The following is a 17,993-nucleotide window of genomic DNA, read 5'->3' as shown; positions in this document are numbered from 1 at the left end:
GCCATGGACGTGCGTGAGTTGAGGACCGCGGGTGCCTTTCTCTTCGTGCCGCGGACCTTCTGCGACGCGCGCGGACATGTCGCCTCGCCCTATCAGGAGGCGGCGTTCGAAGCGGCCACCGGCAGCCCGCTGTTCCCCGTGCGGCAGGCCGATCACAGCCGTTCGCGGCGGGGCACGGTACGCGGTGTGCATTTCACACGCACACCGCCGGGCATGGCGACGTACACACATTGCTCGCGGGGCCGAGCGCTGTACATCGCCGTCGACGTACGGGTGGGATCGCCGACGTTCGGCGCGTGGGAATCCATCGTGCTGGACGCGGATTACCCGAGCGGTGTCTATCTGCCCGCCGGTATGGGGCACGCGTGCGTGGCCCTGGAGGAGACCGTCATCACGGATCTGCTGTCGGCGGAACACGCGGCGGAGAACGAGGAGGCGGTCTCGGTACTCGATCCGGATCTCGCCCTGCCCGTACCCGACGACTCGGAACTGATCATTTCGGAGCGTGACCGGAGGGCGGTGACGACGGCCGAGGCGGAGCGGAGGGGGATCCTGCCGGGCTATGAGGCCGCGCTGTCCGTGGAGCGGTCGCTGCGCGCGGCCGCCCGCGTCGCGTCCCGCCCGGCACAGCCCCCTGTCGTCCCGTGAGGGTGAGAGGAAACAGGAGATGTCCCAGCAGCAGGAGACGGAACAGGCCCGGGGGAAGTGGCGGATCGAGGTGGACCGGCTCGTCTGCGCCGGCAGCGGTCTGTGCCTCGGCACCGCGCACGGCCGGATGCGCCTGGACGGCGGCCGGGCGCGCCCGGTGGACGAGGTGGTCCCGCCGGACGACGGGGTGCGGGACGCGGCGGAGACCTGCCCGATGGAGGCGATCACGGTACGGGACGCCACGACCGGTGAGGTGCTGGCACCGCTGCGGTGATCACGGCGGGCCGACGGTCCCGGAGCGGGGCGTCAGTCCGTCGGGTGGGCCGTCGCGCACGCGCGGGCGCGGTACGACGCCGGGCCCGGGGCGGGGGGTGCGGGGGCCGCGCGGCGGGGCTCGTGTTCCTTGGCCTCGTGCGGGCCCTCGCTGTGCGCGCGGGCGTGGGCGATGCCGTCGAGGGCGAGGGCCAGTTCGCGGCGCAGCCCGGCCTGTTGGGCGAGACGGTGGGCCTTCCGGTGGTGGCCCTCGGCGCGCTGGTACTCGCCGCGGTCCCGGTGGACGGCGCCGATGACGTTGTGGACGGCGGCCGCCAGGGCGGGGCGGCGGACCCGGCGCAGCAGCTGCAGGGCCGCGTGGCCGGCGTGCAGGGCCTCGCGGTGGCGGCCCTGGCGGCGGTAGATGTCCGCGTACTGGGCGAGGATCGGCGCCTGGCCGTCCGGGGTCGCGGTGCGCCGGGCCAGTTCGGACGCGTCGGCCAGCCGGTCGAGGGCCATGTCGAGCTGCCCGGCGCCCGCGTAGGCGGTGGCCGCGCCCATCAGGCCGGTGATCTCCCCGTAGGTGTCGCCGGTCTCCCTGCTGTGGAGGATCACCAGGCGGCTGGTCTGGAGCGCTTCGGCGTGCCGCCCGAGCGCCGACTGGGCCTCGCCGAGGGACGTGAGGACGGCACTCTCCTCGGCGTGGGCGTCGGCCCGGCTGAGCAGGACGAGGGCCCGGTGGAGGGCGGCGATGGCGTTCTCGTGCCGGCCGAGGGCGTTGTGGAACATGCCGATCCGGCCGAGGCAGAACGCCGCGCCCACTCTGTCCCCGGCACGCTCGGCGAGGGACAGCGCCTCCTGCGCGCACTCCAGGCCCTCCTCGACGCGGCCCAGGTGTCCGTAGGGCGCGGCCATGTCGGTGAGGGCCGCGCTCTCCAGGGCGGGGTCGCCCAGGCGGCGTGCGGCGGCCACGGCCTTGCGGAGTACGCCGAGCTCGTCCTCGATATGGCCGCGCGCGTGCAGATAGTGGGCGAACGCCGACGGCAGGCGGGCGACGTACGAGTCGAACCCGGCGGCCTCGGCGTGGGCGAGGGACGCCAGCAGGTTGGCGCGTTCCGTCTCGAACCAGGCCAGCGCGTCGGCCGCGTCCCGCAGCGGCGGTGTGACGCGCGGGGTGTGCCGGAGCGGGGCGGGCCGCAGCCGTCCACGTCGGGGTCTGACCAGGTCGGCGGCCTGGTCGGCGACCGTCAGGTAGTAGTCGAGCAGCCGGTGCCCGGCCTCGCGGGCGGTGTGCGGTCCGTGGGCGGCGGCCTCGCGGGCCAGTGCGCGGACCAGGCTGTGGAAGGTGTAGCGGCCGGGCGTGTGCTGCACGACCAGCCGCGCGTCGAGCAGGTCCTCCAGGAGCGCCTCCGCCGTCTGCGGGGAGACGCCGGCCAGCGCGGCGACGGTGTGTCCGTCGAAGTCCGTACCGGGGTGGGCGCCGAGGAGCCGGAACAGTTCCTGGTGGCGGTGGGGGACGGCCGTGTACGACAGGTCGAGGGCGGCGCGGACGCTGCGGTGCTCGACGACCAGTTCGTCGAGGCGGGCCGTGTCGTCGCGGAGTCGGCCCGCGAGATAGGCGAGCGTCCACTGGGGGCGGTTGGTGAGCCGGGACGCGACGATGCGCAGCGCGAGCGGGAGGCGGCCGCACAGGGCGACGAGTTCGGCGGCTGCCTCCTCTTCGGCGGCGACGCGGCGGTGGCCGAGGACGTTGCGGAGGAACGCCAGGCCGTCGGTGGCCGTGGGCAGGGGCAGGGGCAGCGGCGTGGCGCCGTCGAGCTGGGCGAGGCGTGGGCGGCTCGTGACGAGGACCAGGCAGCCCGGTCCGGCGGGGATCAGCGGGCCTACCTGGTCCGAGGCGACAGCGTTGTCGAAGAGCAGCAGCATGCGGCGGTCGGCGGTCAGACCGCGCCATAAGCTCTCACGGTCGGGCGGGTCGCCGGGGATGCGGTCGTCGGGCACGCCGACGGCCCGCAGCAGGGTGCCGAGCGCGTCGTGCGGCTCGACGGGGGCGCTGTGCGGGCTGAATCCGTGCAGGTCGAGGAAGACCTGCCCGTCGGGGTACCGGTCGGCGACACGGTGTGCGGCGTGTACGGCGAGGGTGGTCTTGCCGATGCCGGCCATCCCGTCGATCGTGATGATCCGTACGGCCTGGTGGGCGTCGGCGGGGTGCGCGGGGTGCGCGGGGTGGGCCGGGACGTGGGACAGGAGCCGGCTGAGCTCGGCCTCGCGGCCGGTGAAGTCCGGCAGGTCGTGCGGGAGAGAGCGGGGCGGCCTCGGCGGGGGCTGCGCGGCGGCGGGCCGGTCGTGGCGGGTGGCGGCGGGCCGGTCGAGGCCGGGTTCGTTGCGGAGGATCTGCTGATAGCGGTGGTTGACGGCGCCGCTCGGGTCGATGCCGAGCTGTTCGGCCAGCAGATGGCGCAGGTCGTGGTAGACGCGGAGCGCGTCGGCCTGTCGGCCCACCCGGTACAGGGCGACCATCAGCAGCGCGCTGAGGGACTCCCGTAACGGGTGCTCGGCGACGAGCGGCAGCAGCTCGCTCACGGCGTCATGGGCGCGGCCCTGCTCCAGGCGGAGTTCCAGGAGCCGTTCGCGGGCGCCCAGACAGCGGTCCTCGAGGGCGGCAGCGGCGGCGGTGAGCACGGGACTGCGGCTGTCCGGGAGGACCTGGCCCCGGTACAGGCCGAGGGCGGTCTCCAGGGCGGCCACTTCGCCGTCGACGGTGGCGCAGCGGCGGGCCTCGTCGAGGGCCTGGTCGAAACGGATCAGGTCCAGTTGCCCGGCGCCGACGACGATGCGGTAGCCGGGCCCGTCGGTCAGCAGGATTTCCTGTGCGTCGGGAATACGCGAACGCAGATCCGCGACGATCTTACGAATCTGATGTTCGGCCGTCGCGGGTGGAACCCGTTCCCACACGGCTTCCACCAGATGGGAAATCGGCACCGGCCGATTCGCCTCCAGCAGCAGTGCGGCCAGTACCGCGCGGGCGCGCGGTCCGCCCAGGTGGAGTTGTTGTTCTCCGACCGAAACCATCAACGTGCCCAGAATGCTGAACCGGACAGCGCTCCCCCGTGAGGCCATCATAAAAACTCACTCTATGGGATGAACACGGTGGTCGACGCAACCATTTTGGCCAGTTGATTGGTGGATTCTGGTCAAGATTGAACAACTTGATGGATGAACAGATCGAACTTGACATGCCGACCTGTGGCCAAGAATACTCGTTCACTGTTGGTGACTTGTAAGCGTTGACGGTCCGAATGTGACCCCGCGCACAAGGCGGCCGGTTCTCCGGAAACGCGACTGACGGCCCGTTCGCAAGGGCCCCGTCCCGCGCACCGCGCTATCACCGGCCGGCCTGTCTCTCCAGGCATCAAGCAGTCCGACTCCTCGCTCTCGACGCTCCGGGCACGCCCTGGGGCCGCCTAGGCATGCCCGCGTGCGGAGCACTCGCACCACTCACACCAGTTACGCCAGTTACGCCAGTTGGAAGGAAGCACCACGCCATGCCACGTTCCGAACCGCTGCCTCTCTATGGCAAGGAGTACAAGACCGACCCCTATCCGCTGTACCGGGAACTCCGCGAGGACGGCCCAGTCCACCGGGTCAACTTCCCCAGCGGGGTCAACGCATGGCTGGTCACCGGGTACGAGGCGGCACACGGCGCCCTCAACGACGACCGCCTGGGCAAGAACCACGACCTCGGCAACAGCGCCTGGCGCGAGCGCGCGGCCATCATGCCGGAGCCGCAGCACTCCCAGCTCCAGGTCCATCTGCTGCACCAGGACCCGCCGAAGCACACCGTGATGCGGAAGTTGGTCACCGAGGCATTCACCCCCCGCAACGTCGAGCGGAAGCGCCTCCGGTTCGAGGAGATCGCCACCGAGCTGATGGACGCGGCACTCGGCGACGCGTCCGACGGCGCGGACGAGAGCGGTGTCGTCGATGTCGTGAGCACCTTCGCCGCGCACTTTCCGTTCCGCGTACTCGCCGAGGTCATCGGCCTGCCGGACGCCCTGGCGGCGCGCTTCGACCGCGACTGGGGGAAGGTCGTCCAGCCCGTCGGCCCCTCCGACCCGCAGCGACCCGTCTACGAGGGGCGGCTGCGCGGCCTGCAGAACTACATAGCCGAGGTCACCGACGACAAGCGCCGCAACCCCGGCGACGACCTCCTCACCAAGCTCGTCCGGGCCCGCGATGAAGGCGCGATCAGCAAGGAGGAGCAGGACTCCATCGTCTTCCAGCTGCTGGTCGCCGGACAGGAGCCGGTGACCAACCAGATCACCACCGCCCTCATCGCCCTCCTTCGCCACCCGGCCCAGCTGCGCCGCCTGCAGGAGGCTGTCGGCGCGGACGGAGGCGCGGACGGAGGCGCGGACGGAGGCGCGGACGGGGAGGCGGACGGGGACGACAGCGGTGACGGCGGGGACGGCGGGGACGGCGGTGACGGTGGCGGCAAGGCCGACCCGGGCCTGCTCGCCCGCGCCGTCGAGGAACTCCTCCGCTACGACAGCGCCTTCGAGCTGACGACCTGGCGGTTCTTCGCCGAGGACTCCGACCTCTTCGGCACCCGCATCCCCGCCGGCGACTCGGTGATCGTGTCGCTCTGCGCCGCCAACCGAGACCCCGAGCGGTTCCCCGACGCCGACACGCTCGACTTCGACCGAACGCCGAACCCGCATATGGCGTTCGGGCACGGTATCCACTTCTGTCCGGGCGCCGCCCTGGCCCGCGTCGAGCTGCAGATCGCTCTCCGCACACTCCTCACCCGGCTGCCCGGGCTGCGCCTGGCCGTGCCCGGCGAGGACCTCGCCTGGATCGGCGCCGTCCTGGCGCGCGGCGTCAACGAACTGCCCGTCGCCTACGGCCCGTCGGACGCCGCCGCGCCGCGCGGCGGCTGCCCCGTACAGCACTGAGCCGCGCGGCCCGTGCCGCCGCCGCTCCCACCGCACCCGCCCGGGCCCGCGAGCCCTCCCGGGGTGCCCACAGGACCACATCTCACGGCAACACGACTCACGGAAGCGAGCCGATCAACCATGTCCATGTCCCACTCCTCCACCACCTCCTCCACCTCGTCCGCCGCCACCACCGCGCTGACGCCCGAGGCCGAGCGCATCAGCCACGAGATCCTCGGGTTACTCCTGCCGCACAGGCGCACGGTCGAGCCCGACACGCACCTGGACACCACCGACCACTTCCCGGAGCAACTGAGGCAGATAGGCGACTTCGTCCGCAACAACGAGCAGGTGATCTTCAGCCTGCCCGGCTTCCCCTGCAAGTCGCCCAACCCGGACAAGGTCTTCAGCCACCTCCCGGACCACGGCGAGCGGCTCGCCATGCGCTTCCTCGACTCCCTCTGCGCCGAGATCGAGAAGGTCTACGCCCCCGGCGCCAGGGTTCTGATCTGCTCCGACGGCCATATCTTCGGTGACGTCATCGGCGTACCCGACGAGCACATCGACGCGTACGGCGACGAGCTGCGCGAGATGATCCGCGCCGAGGGCCTCACCGACCACCTCGGCACGTTCGACCTGCGCGACGTGTACGGGCCGGACCTGTCGTACGACGAGAAGCGCAAGCAGGCCGCGGAGAACCTCGGCCCGTCCATCGAGGAGCTCAAGGCCGAGGTGCGCGTCGACGACTCGACGCTGCGTATGTACCGCGGCATCACCCGGTTCCTCGTCGAGGACACCGCGAACTGGGAGGGCTCCCGGTCGGCGCTCCAGCGCGACTGCCGCCGCCGCGCCTACGAGGTCATCCTCCGCAGCCGGGCGTGGAGCGAGCTGATCGCCGAGAGCTATCCGCGCAACGTCCGGCTCTCCATCCACCCGCAGAACCGCGGCGAGATCAAGTTCGGCATCCGCCTCCTCGGCGCCGCCGACGCGTGGACCACGCCGTGGCACTCCGTCCTGCTCCACCACACCGACGGCAGCTGGGAGCTCATGCACCGCCGTGACGCGGAGAAGCTGGGCCGCGAGGTGTACCAGGACGGCCGCCCGAGCCACTTCGAGGCCGTCGGCGACGGCAGCGGCACGGGGACCGGGACGGGTACCGACGCCCGCCCCACCGCGGCGTAACAGCGGAGCAGGCTGCCGCGCCGCCCGCCGCGCCGCCGCCCGGCGTGGTTGTCGGCAGCGTGCCGCCCGGGTGCGGCGGGGGCTGCACGAAGGTCCCGCGGGCACGTGCGCAGCGGGCCGGGGGCGAGGTCACTCCGGAACTCAGGAGATGAAGCCGAACGGCTTCCGCGGCCGGAATGCGGCGGAGACCTCCCCGGCGAGTCCGTCGCGGACGACGTCGAGCGCCATCACGTCGGCACCGGTGCCCAGATCCAGCTGGTCCAGGTCCACCCAGACCACCGACGGCTCGACCGTCGACTCGAAGTAGTAGCGGCGGGCGTCGTGATCGGCGACTGTGCGCCACAACGTGGACGAGATATTGGGATGGTCGCGGTCCTCCATCCCCAAGGGCACGCCGATCGCCCGCATCTGGGAGAAGACCGATGCCACGGCCAGCCTCGGGTCCTCGTACTCCGGGCAGCTCTTGAGGTGGTAGCTCAGCCGCACGAACCGGTCCGCCGCACTGATCGTGCCGGGGAGCATGCTGTTCCCCCCGATCAGGTCCCAGTACGTGTTCAGGGCGAGTTGCTGATCGTAGACCGGCGAGTTCGTCATCACCCGGTGCTGCGGGCCGTGGTGGACGACCGGACGGCCTTCGAGGTACTCGATCACCGCGCAGTCGCCCGAGGCGTCCGACAGCGACAGGTGCGCCGTGGCCGCCCGCCCGTTCGGGAGCACCGGAGCGACGATGGCGAACGGATCGCCGCGCGTGGCGTCCACGGCCTCCGCGACGGTCGCGAAGTTGTCGAGGTAGTACTGCGACCACGCTCCGATCGAGATCGTCGGTCTGCCGTCCGTACCCGGCTCGCCGTACTCGGACTCGGCCAGATAGAGGACGTTGACCACCAGCCCCGCCGTGTTCATACCGTCGCACGTCGCCCCGCCGTAGAACGACGCCACCACCGACCCGAACCTCGACGTCCAGCCGATCGGGTCAGGCCCGGCAGTGCCGTCGCGTCGCATCCCGGCCGGGAGGGCCCACAACGCCGTCTCCGCCGTCGGATCGTTCCAGTCCATCCCCCGGCCCGTAATGAACGTTCCCGTACCCGTGCGATAGGTGATCTTGGAGCACATGCCGTCCTCCGCTCTCCCGCCTAGAGGCGTCGCCGGTCCGCCGAGGGCTCCTCCGCCCCGGTGCGGCCCGGCACGTCCCGGGTGCGCGTACCGGCGGCCCGTCGTGCGCAGATCTTCAGGCTACGGCGCGCACGGCGCCCCGTCCTTCCGAAGTCCCCGTGGCCGCCCTCCGCCGGAGCGCCCCCGCGCCGGAGACGCCCTGCACCGCTCCGCAGGACGAGACCCGGGGCCGGCTACTTCCCGCACACGTGGCTGACCTGGCCCGACAGCAGGTCGCGGCCCACCGCAGCCATGCCGCCCTCGGCCGGACAGAGTCACCCTGGCCCTTCCCCGGCGGCCAGCCCGGCCGGTCGATCAGCGGCTGGGCCATGGGCGAGAGGTCCGCAAACTCGGCATCCCGCTCGCGGAAGCCCGCTGGACTGCCCTGTTCCAGCTCGCCACCGAGCTGCCTGCCGCGGTCCTCGTCCGCACCCGCGGCATCGAAATCACCGTTGAGCGGCGAGGGCCGGCCCACGTCCTCATCCTTTATCTCGGGGCCCCCCGCGCGGAGCTGGGCGACCGCGGCGTCGTTGTTGCGGGTCGTCCACACCGTATCCGGGGCAAACGGGTGAATCGGTGCCGTATGTGGAGGTAGAACGGTTGCGGCGCGTCCGTAAGAGATCGGGGGTGGGGTCGGACATGAGTCCCTGCCGTGCCCTGAAGCCGATGCGGATATCCGTGTCTGCCTGGCGGGCCGTGCAGGCGAGCGTCAGCCCTCGGACTACGGGCGGATCCGGTATAGAACATTCCGACGCAGCGGCCCCTCGGGCACGCTGGGGTCGTCGAAGTCGTCGGCGGGGTCCCGGGTCATGCCGATTCGGCGCATCACGGCCTGGGAACGGAGGTTGGTGGCGGTCGTCACCGCAAGGATTTCCCGTAGTTCCAGGGTTTCGCAACCGTAGGCCAGGCTTGCCCGGGCGGCCTCGGTGGCGTAGCCGTGGCCCCAGGCCGAGCGGGCGAGACGCCAGCCGATCTCAACCCCCGTGAACGGCATTCCGTCATCTACCTGGTCCAGGCCGGTGAAGCCGATGAACTGGCCGGTGTCCAGTACTTCGACCGCCCACCATCCGTAACCCCGCTGGTCGAATTCGGCCTGGAATCGCGCCACCGAGGCATCGCTCTGCTCACGCGTAAGCAGGTCGCCCAAGTGCTCCAGAACCTCGGGATCGGCGTTCATCGCCGCCCACGGTTCGAGATCGGAGTCTTGCCATCGGCGGAGCATGAGGCGATCGGTACGCAGTCAGACATGCCGCCAAGCCAACGTGAGTCATGGTCGGCGAGTCGACCCGATTTCCTCGGGACTGCCGCTGTTCCGCACTGGGGCCTGGCTCACGGCAGCGCGGGCGTTCTGGCGCGGGCCGAGGCGGCGTCGCAGTTCGAGGTTCTCGCTCTGGGCGGCTTCCCTGGCCTGTCGCAGGGCCTGGACCTCGTCGCGGTGCCGTCGCTCGAGCTCGGCGAGCTGGGCGGTGGGGGTGCGCACGACGCTGCTGGGCGAGTCGTCGGTCGGTTGCGGGTCCGGTCGTGGCGGGCTTGGCTGTTGGTCCCGAAGCTGTTCGACGCGCTGGCGGATCTCGGTGCACCGGTAGAGGAAGTCGAGCGAGACGTCGGCGGTCTGGGCGAGTCCGCGGAAGGTGACGGGTGTCCGCGGCGGATCATCTCGCGCAGGCCCTTCTTCGCGCGGGCCTGGGCGGCGGCGCTCTTGCGGGCGGCGGCCTGGCGGCCCCACGGGGGGAAGGGCGGCGCCGGGGCCGAGTGCGGTCACTCTAACGCGGGGTCAGGTGACGGGGATGACGTAGGCGCGGGCGAAGTGGGTGCCGATGCGCGCCTGGTCGCCATCATGGCGGGCACCCTGGTGAGCACCGCACTCGTCATCCTCCTCAAGGGCATGTGCAAGCAGGCACTCGAGGCCGTACCCGGGGAGGGGCCGGAGGCGGCCCAGGCCGAGGCGAAGGTGGCCGTGGCGGCCTGACCGCCGGGACAGTCCGGCCCTTCCCCATCCCCCCGGGGCGGTTCGCGTCGCGAGCGCACCGCCCCTCACTCATGTCCTGTCCCTGCCCTGCCGTGCTCATCCCTTCCCGGTCGTGTTCCGCCGTGGGCGGGCCGGATCAGGACGTGGGCAGGGTGTTGACGTGGCGCGTACCGCTCTCGTAGAAGCCGTCCACGGCCTTCTGGACATCCGCCAGGGGCACGGCCTGATCGGCCTGGCAGTAGAGCCAGTTGACCTTCATGTCCCAGGTGCGGGGCCCCGTGAAGGGAAGGTCGACGAGCCACGCGCTGAAGTGGATGCCCATGTGCTCGCGAGGGAAGTACTTGCTGCCGCTGGTGAACAGCTCGCGACCGTCAAGGGAGTAGGTGACCTTGCCGTCCATGGCGGTGATCATCAGGGTGTGCCAGCCCTGGAGGGGCTTCTTCTTCAGCGCACGGGTGACGTTGTCCCCGTCCTTGCTGCTCTTCCAGGTCGTGGTGTCGAGCCGGGGTCCCGGGGCGCCCCAGCCGCCGTTCGGCATGTACTCGAAGTCGAGTTCGCTGTACTTCGGCGAGTTCTCCTTGTGCGAGATCGTGAAGAAGGACTCGTTGATGTGGTCGCCGTTGCTGCCGTCGGTGGGCTTGTCGCTGAAGTAGATCCGGGCGGCGCAGGTTCCGGTGAGGAATTGGGCCTTGTTGCTCTGCATCTCCGCCTGCTTGGTGCCCTGCTCGGTTCCGTCGGTGGTGACCCGCAGCCGCATCGCCTGGCCGCCCTGGGCGGATTCCGCGGCCGGGAAGCTGATGTTCTCGGGCGCCCAGGTGTCGCGGATCCCGGGTCCGCCCGCGCCGGTGCGCGCGGACCAGCCGTTGATGATGAGCGCGGGGTCGTCGTGGCCGCTGTAGCGGAAGTTGTCGAACAGGATCCCCGTCGGCGGCGCGGTCATGGCCGGCGCCGACGCGTAGGGCATGGAGTCCTGCCCCGCCGCGGAGGTTCCGGCGTTCGGCCCTTCGCCCCAGACGAGCACGCCACGCAGGTGCCCGGTCACCAGCTTCGACGGCGCGTAGTGGGTGACCTTGGCGTCGAACGAGTGGTCGTCCGCCTGGTTGAGCCGCTTGTGGTCGAGACGATAGAGCTGGAGCCCGATCCCCTTGCTCGTCTCACCGGGCTTCAGGCTGCCGGCGGCCTGCGTGAAGCCGACCTGGAGGTAGTGGCCGGCGGTGAGGGTCGGATCGGGCAACTCGACGATCTTGGTCGTGATGTTCGAGCAGTCGACATGCGTCTCGACGCAGTTGGAGCCGTAGGGGGCGGACTCGTCGGCGGAGAAGTAATACCGAACCGTCACGTCGCTCAGTGCCACGGTCTTCTCGGACGTGTTGACGACTTCCAGCCACGGCTTGGCGACGGTGGTCGCCGCCGGCGCGTCGGTCCGGTATCGGACCGTGAGTTCCGTGGCTTCGGAATCGCCGGAACTCCACTGGGGGTAGAGCTTGAAGCCGGCGAAGGACACGGCGGCGATTACGGCGACGAGGAGCAATGGTTTGAGCACGGACCACGCGCGGCGAGGGGAATTGCTGCGGCGACGGCTCACGGAAGCTCCTTGGCGAGACGCAAAGGCGGTACCGGGGCACACAGGCTTCGCATCGGACTTTACGACGGGTCATATGGCGGCGGCCATCGTAACTATGGTCTGCGTGAGAGCGGGAGCCGCCGACATGATCGCCGATTCGCCCGATTTGACCGCTTATGGCCGGGGCAGTGCATCTTTGCCGCGGGTTCGAAACGGGGCGACCTGGGGGGTCGTCCAGTGTGTCCTTGGTCACTATTCGGACGCGCGGGGGCTCTGCGGCGCCCGACTTGCCGAGTTTTGTCAGGTGCGAAGCCCGCGGAGTTCAGGTGTCGTTCAGCGGTGCGATCGCCGATCGTCGCAGGTCCGGCCCGTTCGGTCAGGCGATCGGACGCGCATACGGTACCTTCTCGGAAGGATTTCACAGGATCACCACGAGGTATCGGGCCTGTGAGCTTGACTTGGGGTGGGGAGAAGGATTTGTCAGGCACTCGTGCGCGTCGTGCGCGTCCTGAAGCGCCGCGCGCGTCGGGCAGCCGGCACCGCAGAGGCCGCGTATCACCCGACGAGATGGGCGGTGACGCTCTCTACGAAACCGTCGTCCTGGTTCCGGCACGGAACGAGGAAGTCGGGGTGTTCACGTCGCTGGCCTCGCTGTCTCATCAGACCCGGCGCCCTGACCTCGTGATCGTGGTGGTCAACAACTCGACCGACCGAACCGAGGAATACGCGCACCAGTTCGCGAACGACCAGTCCACGCCGCCGACAGTCGTCCTGAACTTCCCCAACAACCCGCACAAGAAGGCGGGCGCTCTCAACTACGGTCTGCGCTGGCTCAGGGAGGCCGTCGGGGGGCGGCTGTCCGGCGCGGTGCGGCACGTCCTGGTCATGGACGCCGACACCGAGCTGCACCCGAGGTTCATCGAGCGAGCCTGCAAGGTCATCGCGTCCGATCCGGAGCTCGGCGGTGTAAGCGCCACGTGTTTCGGCCGCACCGACCTGTGGCGCAACCCGTGGCAGCGCTATCTCCTCGGCATGCAGATTATCGAGTACGGCCGGGCCGCCAACCGCCGGTTTCGCAGCGATGTCCACACCATGGCGGGCGCCGGTTCCTTCTACCGGGCCGAGGCCCTGCAAAATCTGATCGACTGGCGGGGTGAGGTCTTCTGGGAAGACCACCGCAACCTGGTCGAGGACTACGAGACGACGCTGGCGCTCAAGGAGTCCGGCTGGAAGGTCACCGCGAATCATCTCTGCATCGCGTACACCGACCTCATGCCCACGCTGCGCGAGCTGATTCAGCAACGCGAGAGGTGGAGTCGCGGCACCGTGGACACCCTGCGTGCCCGTGGCTGGACGAAGTTCACCTGGCACTCCATCTCCATCATGATCCTGGGCGTTCTCGCCGCCATCTACATTTTCGGGTGGGGCTTGCCGAACATCGCCATGTCGTTGAAGCATGGATTCGCCGAGTATCCGATCTTCCTGGCGCTCTTCGCTTTCTGGATCATCTATCCAGCGGTCCAGGTGCGGGCTCTTGGGTGGAAGGCGGTCCTCGTCGCCCTCCTGCTGATTCCCGAGCTGGTGTTCACCGTCGTACGGACCTATTGGCTTTTTTCTTCCATCGTGAAGTCCTACGTGACCCGCGTGTCCGCGTGGAAATGAATCAAGGAGAGCAGTGAATTCCCTCAAGGGCTTGGGACTCTTTGTGGTGCTCGCAGTCGCCACCTACGCGATCTCCAAGTTGGCCAACATCTACGAGGTGGTCCTCGGCGCCACCGTCCTCTTCGTCAGCGTGTCGTCGTTCACGCTCGCGGCATCCTTCAGGCGCCGCCGGAGGGATCACCGCATAGTCGGTGACTGATCCGCCGCCGAAGCGCGCGAGGCTGAGGAACACCTCGAATATTTCGTGACGGCCCGTCGGATTCTCCGGCGGGCCGTTTCCGCTTCCGCGCCACGGGCCGGGGCCGACGACCGGCCGTCGGCCATGGGCATCTCCCGCGCCGGGGCGTCCCGCGCCCCCGGGCGACTTGAGGCCCGCTCCTCACCGCACGCGGGCTCGGTGGTACGGATTCCTTGTTTCCGCAGGTCGCGGACGTGGGCGAGGAAGGCTTTCGCGGATCCGGCGCTGTCGGCGCGGATGAGGATGTCGGTGCCGTATCGGTGGGCATCAGGGATCTGCGCGAGCGCTTGGTCGAGCACCGTGATGTGGTCGGCGGCGGTGTTGGCGCCGGCATTCCCGGGCCGCAGCCGCCCCGCCACGGCCTCTCCGTTGTTCGGCGAGGAAACACAGCAGCGGATGGAAGCCGAAGCCACTCTTATAGGTCGGGGCTGCCTGTTCCTCTTCCGAGCGGCAGGCAATCAGTGTGGCGTCGAGGTCCAGAACCAGGCCGGAAAGCTCTCGTCCGCCGACCCGGACAGCAGGTATGCCCTCGCCGGTCTGGGCGGCCTGCATCCAGGCGACTTCCCGGGCTGAGGCGCGGGCCACTCGCAGTGAGGCGAGTGCAGCCTCGTCGGTGTCGGCGAGCAGCCGCCAGGCCGTGGGCGTGGAGGCGACCGGGCCGAACACCTCGGCCTGGTCCCGCAGCACGGAGAGGTCCGCGATGGCCTCGCCGCCGTCGGCGAGCATCACCGCGAGATCTGTGGCGATCCGTCCCGGATCATGCCCGGTCCCGCGCGGCCGAAGCGGTCTGAGAGCGGCGGAGTACGCGGCGGTCAGCCCGGTGGCATCGGCAAGATCCGCCAGCAACCGTGCCCCGGCATGCCCGACTACCCCCGAACCATCGGCACTGACACAGATCTTGGGACGCAAACCGATACCCTGCACGTGGAAAGTGCCCTCCGCCTGGACCGATAGAACCGAAGGCACTTTCACGTTTCCGCCCCAAAGCCATCCGTACCCAAGTGAAACGGCGAGGCTAGCGGTAGGACCACTCTGAGTGCCGGACGACGACCGCCTCCGCCTCGATGTCGCCGCTCTCCTCGAAGCGCAGCACGAACGGGATGCGCTGGCCCAGCGTGACCGGCTCGCGCAGCTCCACCATGACGTCCGTGCCGTACGGGGTCATCTCCAGCGTCCCGCGCGCGGGGACCGTCGCCGAGGCGACCATCCGCATGCGGGCCGCGCCGGCGCCCACGTCGTCGTCGCGCGAGATCATCGCCTCGGTGACGGCCGGGGACGTCACGGACGTCAGCCGGTCGTCGGCGGTGCCGCTGTTGGTGATGGAGAAGACCACCGCGGTGGACTCCCGGCCGGGGAACGGCTGGAGCACGCGCGCGTGGGTGACCTTCAGCTCCGCCGGTGTCCCGGCGGCCCCCGCGGTGGTCCAGGCGGTGAGACCGCCCAGCGCGACCGCGCTCGCCACGACGGCGGCGAGCGCGGGCAGGGCTTTCTCGGCCCGGCGTCGTACCGGCGTCATGCGGGGGCCTCCGTGGTCGTCTCCGTCGCCTGCTCCGAGGCCCGTTCCGAGGCCGGTTCCGAGGCCGGTTCCGTGGTCCGCCGCGGTGTCCTGCGCGTGGCCGACGCCGGGCGTGCCGGTTGCCAGCCGCGCAGCCGCAGGCTGTTGGTGACGACGAGCACCGAGCTGACCGACATGGCGGCGGCCGCGACCATCGGGTTGAGCCAGCCGGTCGCCGCGAGCGGGATGGTGACCACGTTGTAGCCGAACGCCCAGACCAGGTTGGTCCGGATCGTGCCGAGGGTGCGGCGGGCGAGCCGTACGGCGTCGGCGACGGCCTCGATGTCCTCGCGGACCAGTGTCACGTCCGCCGCGCCGATCGCCGCGTCCGTACCGCTGCCCATCGCGATGCCCAGGTCGGCGTTGGCCAGGGCGACCGTGTCGTTCACACCGTCGCCCAGCACGGCGACCCGGCGGCCCTCGGCCTTCAGGGCGGCCACCAGCGCGGCCTTGTCCTCGGGTGTGCAGCGGGCGTGGACGTCCGCCTCCGGGATGCCCAGCTGCGTGGCGACGGCGTGCGCGGTGGCGTCCCGGTCGCCGGTCGCCAGCACGGGCCGCAGCCCGAGCCTCCGCAGCCGCTCCACCGCCCGGTACGCCCCGGGCCGCAGGGTGTCGCCCAGGGCGATCAGCGCGCGCGGGGTGCCGTCCACCTTGACCAGCACGGGGGTGTGCGCGGCCGCCTCCGCCGCCGCGAGCCCGGCGGCCAGCGCCTCCGGCAGTACGTCGTCCCCGGGGGCGCACACCTCGACGCGCCGCCCGTCGACCAGGCCGGTGACGCCGACCCCGGTCGTGGACACGAACGCGTCGACGCGGGGCAGCGCGTCGTCCCCGAGCGTCCGCCGCGCGTATGCGGCCACGGCCTTCCCCAGCGGATGGTCGGACCCCTGCTCCACGGCCCCCGCGAGCCGCAGCACCTCACGCCGCGCCGTGTCGTCGCCGCGGGTCCGCGCGACGGCCTTCGCGTCGCCGGTCTGTACGGTGGCTCGTGCGCCCGTCCCGCCGGCGGCGCCCTCGACGCCGGGCGCGTCCTCGCCCACCGCCGCGACGTCCGTGACGAGCAGCCTGCCCGTCGTCAGAGTGCCCGTCTTGTCCAGGACCACGGTGTCGACGCCGCGCAGGGCCTCCAGGGCGCGCGGGCCGTTGACGAGGATGCCGAGCTGGGCGCCCCGGCCGGTCGCGGCCAGCAGAGCAGTCGGTGTGGCGAGGCCCAGGGCGCAGGGGCAGGCGACGACCAGGACGGCCACCGCGACCGTCACGGCCGCCTGCGGGTCCGCGCCGGCGCCCAGCCAGAAGCCCAGCACCGTGACGGCCAGCGCCAGCACCACCGGGACGAAGACACCGGCGACCTGGTCGGCGACGCGCTGCGCCCGGGCCTTGCCCGCCAGCGCTCCCGTCACCAGCTTCGTGATACGGGCCAGCTGTGTGTCCTCGCCGACCGCGGTCGCCCGGACCAGCAGCAGCCCCCCGGCGTTCACGGCCGCGCCGACCGCCGGGGAGCCGGGCCCCACCTCGACGGGCTCGCTCTCGCCCGTCACCAGCGACAGGTCGAGGGCCGAACCGCCCTCCACGACCACGCCGTCCGTGGCGACCTTCTCCCCGGGCCGTACGACGAAGACCTGCCCCACACGCAGCTGCTCCACGGGGATGCGCCGCTCCCGGCCGGACTTCTCGCAGCGCACCGCGACGTCCTTGGCGGCCAGTTCGGCCAGCGAGCGCAGCGCGGCGCCGGTGCCGCGCTTGGCGCGCGCCTCCAGGTACCGCCCGGTCAGCACGAACAGCGGTACGGCGACGGCCGCTTCCAGGTAGACGTGCGCGACGCCCGTGGACGCGGACGGCAGCAGGCTGAACGGCATCCGCATGCCCGGCTGTCCCGCGCCGCCCAGGAACAGGGCGTATGTCGACCAGGCGAACGCCGCGATCACCCCGAGCGAGACGAGCGTGTCCATGGTGGCCGCCGAGTGCCGCAGCCCCCGTAACGCCTTCACATGGCAGGGCCAGGTGCTCCAGAAGGCGACGGGCGCGGCCAGCGCGAAGCACAGCCACTGCCAGTTGGCGAACTGCAGGGCGGGAACCATGGAGAGGACCAGTACGGGCACGGACAGCAGGGCCGTCACCAGCAGCCGGTGCCGCTGCGCGGCGTCCTCCGCGGCGGTCTCCTGGTCGCGCCGCTCCCGCCTGGCGGCCTCCGAGTCCTCCTCGGACGGAGGCGGGGCCGGCAGCTCGGCGGTGAACCCGGAGCGTTCGACGGCGGCGACCAGGTCCGGGACGGTGTACGTCGGCGGGTGTGTGACATGGGCCGTACCGGTGGCGAGGTTGACCGTGGCGGCCACGCCCTCCAGCTTGGCGAGGCCCTTCTCGACCCGGTTCACGCAGGCCGCGCACGTCATGCCGCCGATGACGAGGTCGGTGGAGGTGGTCGTGGTCGAGGTGCCGACCGTGCTCGTGGCGGCGGCCACGGGGCCGGGCGCGGTCATCGGCTCATCCCTTCCATGTCCATTCCGCCCATGTCCATCCCGCCTTCGCCGCTGCCGTTGCCTTCCCCCGCGCCGCCGGTGCCGTCGAGCGGCCGGCTCTGGCCGGGGTGGAGACCGGGCGCGACGGGACCGGCGAGTGACCCGACGGTGTACGAGACGGCGAGCAGCGCCACGAGCAGCGCCACGAAGCCGCTCAGGCCCACCAGCGGCCGCTGGGCATCTTTCATGATGTTCCGCTCCTGCACAGAAGCGCCCGCCAGCCACGACTCCCGGTACGGGGGATGGCCCGGACACGCGGCTGACGGGCCGACAAGGGACGGGCCGTGCCTGGGCGAGTGGTGATTTCCCGCGGCCCGGGCACTC

14 protein-coding genes and 1 pseudogene are annotated in these 17,993 nt (G+C 71.0%); 7 read left to right on the top strand and 8 right to left on the bottom strand.

The window, feature by feature from the left end:
- The first annotated feature begins 3 nt into the window (after positions 1-3).
- Positions 4-648: a dTDP-4-dehydrorhamnose 3,5-epimerase family protein gene (locus FVS66_RS32480; protein ID WP_149184846.1), complete on the top strand. Its 645-nt coding sequence runs from the start codon at positions 4-6 to the stop codon at positions 646-648.
- A gap of 19 nt (positions 649-667) precedes the next feature.
- On the top strand, positions 668-922 hold the full coding sequence (locus FVS66_RS32475) for a ferredoxin (protein ID WP_149184845.1): 255 nt from the start codon (positions 668-670) through the stop codon (positions 920-922).
- A 32-nt stretch (positions 923-954) separates the two neighbouring features.
- Here the strand turns inward: FVS66_RS32475 and FVS66_RS32470 are convergent, their stop codons facing one another.
- Positions 955-3,972 carry a BTAD domain-containing putative transcriptional regulator gene (locus tag FVS66_RS32470; protein ID WP_187645798.1) on the bottom strand — a complete coding sequence of 1,006 codons (3,018 nt, stop codon included), beginning with the start codon at positions 3,970-3,972 and terminating at the stop codon, positions 955-957.
- A 473-nt stretch (positions 3,973-4,445) separates the two neighbouring features.
- Here FVS66_RS32470 and FVS66_RS36405 point away from each other — a divergent pair, with 473 nt between their 5' ends.
- Both FVS66_RS36405 and FVS66_RS32455 read left to right on the top strand, forming a co-directional pair.
- The gene (locus FVS66_RS36405; protein WP_262387333.1) at positions 4,446-5,855 is read left to right on the top strand and encodes a cytochrome P450; all 1,410 of its coding nucleotides are present in this window, start codon (positions 4,446-4,448) and stop codon (positions 5,853-5,855) included.
- A gap of 120 nt (positions 5,856-5,975) precedes the next feature.
- Positions 5,976-7,016, top strand: coding sequence for an isocyanide synthase family protein (locus FVS66_RS32455; protein WP_262387332.1), 1,041 nt, complete (start codon positions 5,976-5,978; stop codon positions 7,014-7,016).
- Positions 7,017-7,157: 141 nt separating this feature from the next.
- On the opposite strand, the gene FVS66_RS32450 is transcribed toward FVS66_RS32455, so the two are convergent.
- Both FVS66_RS32450 and FVS66_RS32445 read right to left on the bottom strand, forming a co-directional pair.
- A complete protein-coding gene (locus FVS66_RS32450; RefSeq protein ID WP_149184843.1) occupies positions 7,158-8,129 on the bottom strand; it encodes a linear amide C-N hydrolase in 972 nt (323 codons plus the stop codon).
- A 760-nt stretch (positions 8,130-8,889) separates the two neighbouring features.
- Entirely contained in the window at positions 8,890-9,390 is a 501-nt protein-coding gene (locus FVS66_RS32445) for a GNAT family N-acetyltransferase (RefSeq protein ID WP_149184842.1), read from the bottom strand.
- On the opposite strand from FVS66_RS32445, the gene FVS66_RS32440 reads away from it, so the two are divergent.
- Entirely contained in the window at positions 9,316-10,137 is an 822-nt protein-coding gene (locus FVS66_RS32440; RefSeq protein ID WP_187645803.1) for a hypothetical protein, read from the top strand. The two genes, FVS66_RS32445 and FVS66_RS32440, sit on opposite strands and share 75 nt — an antisense overlap.
- Before the next feature lie 136 nt (positions 10,138-10,273).
- Here the strand turns inward: FVS66_RS32440 and FVS66_RS32430 are convergent, their stop codons facing one another.
- Positions 10,274-11,722, bottom strand: coding sequence for a cellulose binding domain-containing protein (locus FVS66_RS32430; protein ID WP_149184839.1), 1,449 nt, complete (start codon positions 11,720-11,722; stop codon positions 10,274-10,276).
- A 546-nt stretch (positions 11,723-12,268) separates the two neighbouring features.
- Between FVS66_RS32430 and FVS66_RS32425 the strand changes: the two genes are divergently transcribed.
- Together FVS66_RS32425 and FVS66_RS35320 are read left to right on the top strand one after the other, a co-directional pair.
- The gene (locus tag FVS66_RS32425; protein WP_262387341.1) at positions 12,269-13,363 is read left to right on the top strand and encodes a glycosyltransferase family 2 protein; all 1,095 of its coding nucleotides are present in this window, start codon (positions 12,269-12,271) and stop codon (positions 13,361-13,363) included.
- A 31-nt stretch (positions 13,364-13,394) separates the two neighbouring features.
- Positions 13,395-13,562 carry a hypothetical protein gene (locus FVS66_RS35320; protein WP_187645796.1) on the top strand — a complete coding sequence of 56 codons (168 nt, stop codon included), beginning with the start codon at positions 13,395-13,397 and terminating at the stop codon, positions 13,560-13,562.
- Positions 13,563-13,726: 164 nt separating this feature from the next.
- Here the strand turns inward: FVS66_RS35320 and FVS66_RS32420 are convergent.
- From FVS66_RS32420 to FVS66_RS32405, 4 genes and pseudogenes are all read right to left on the bottom strand, one after another.
- Positions 13,727-14,567: pseudogene (locus FVS66_RS32420) on the bottom strand (transposase); the annotation flags it as partial.
- Between the two features lie 49 nt (positions 14,568-14,616).
- Positions 14,617-15,117: a copper chaperone PCu(A)C gene (locus FVS66_RS32415; RefSeq protein ID WP_149184837.1), complete on the bottom strand. Its 501-nt coding sequence runs from the start codon at positions 15,115-15,117 to the stop codon at positions 14,617-14,619.
- The gene (locus tag FVS66_RS32410; RefSeq protein WP_149184836.1) at positions 15,114-17,630 is read right to left on the bottom strand and encodes a heavy metal translocating P-type ATPase; all 2,517 of its coding nucleotides are present in this window, start codon (positions 17,628-17,630) and stop codon (positions 15,114-15,116) included. Before FVS66_RS32410 ends, FVS66_RS32415 begins: the two co-directional genes overlap by 4 nt.
- Positions 17,627-17,857, bottom strand: coding sequence for a hypothetical protein (locus FVS66_RS32405; RefSeq protein ID WP_149184835.1), 231 nt, complete (start codon positions 17,855-17,857; stop codon positions 17,627-17,629). Before FVS66_RS32405 ends, FVS66_RS32410 begins: the two co-directional genes overlap by 4 nt.
- Between the last annotated feature and the right edge of the window lie 136 nt (positions 17,858-17,993).

The sequence above is a fragment of the Streptomyces sp. TRM49041 genome (assembly GCF_008271805.1).
Taxonomy (GTDB): Bacteria; Actinomycetota; Actinomycetes; order Streptomycetales; family Streptomycetaceae; genus Streptomyces.
The sequence above is the reverse complement of the archived record's forward strand: the minus strand, read 5'-3'. Positions and strand labels throughout refer to the sequence as shown.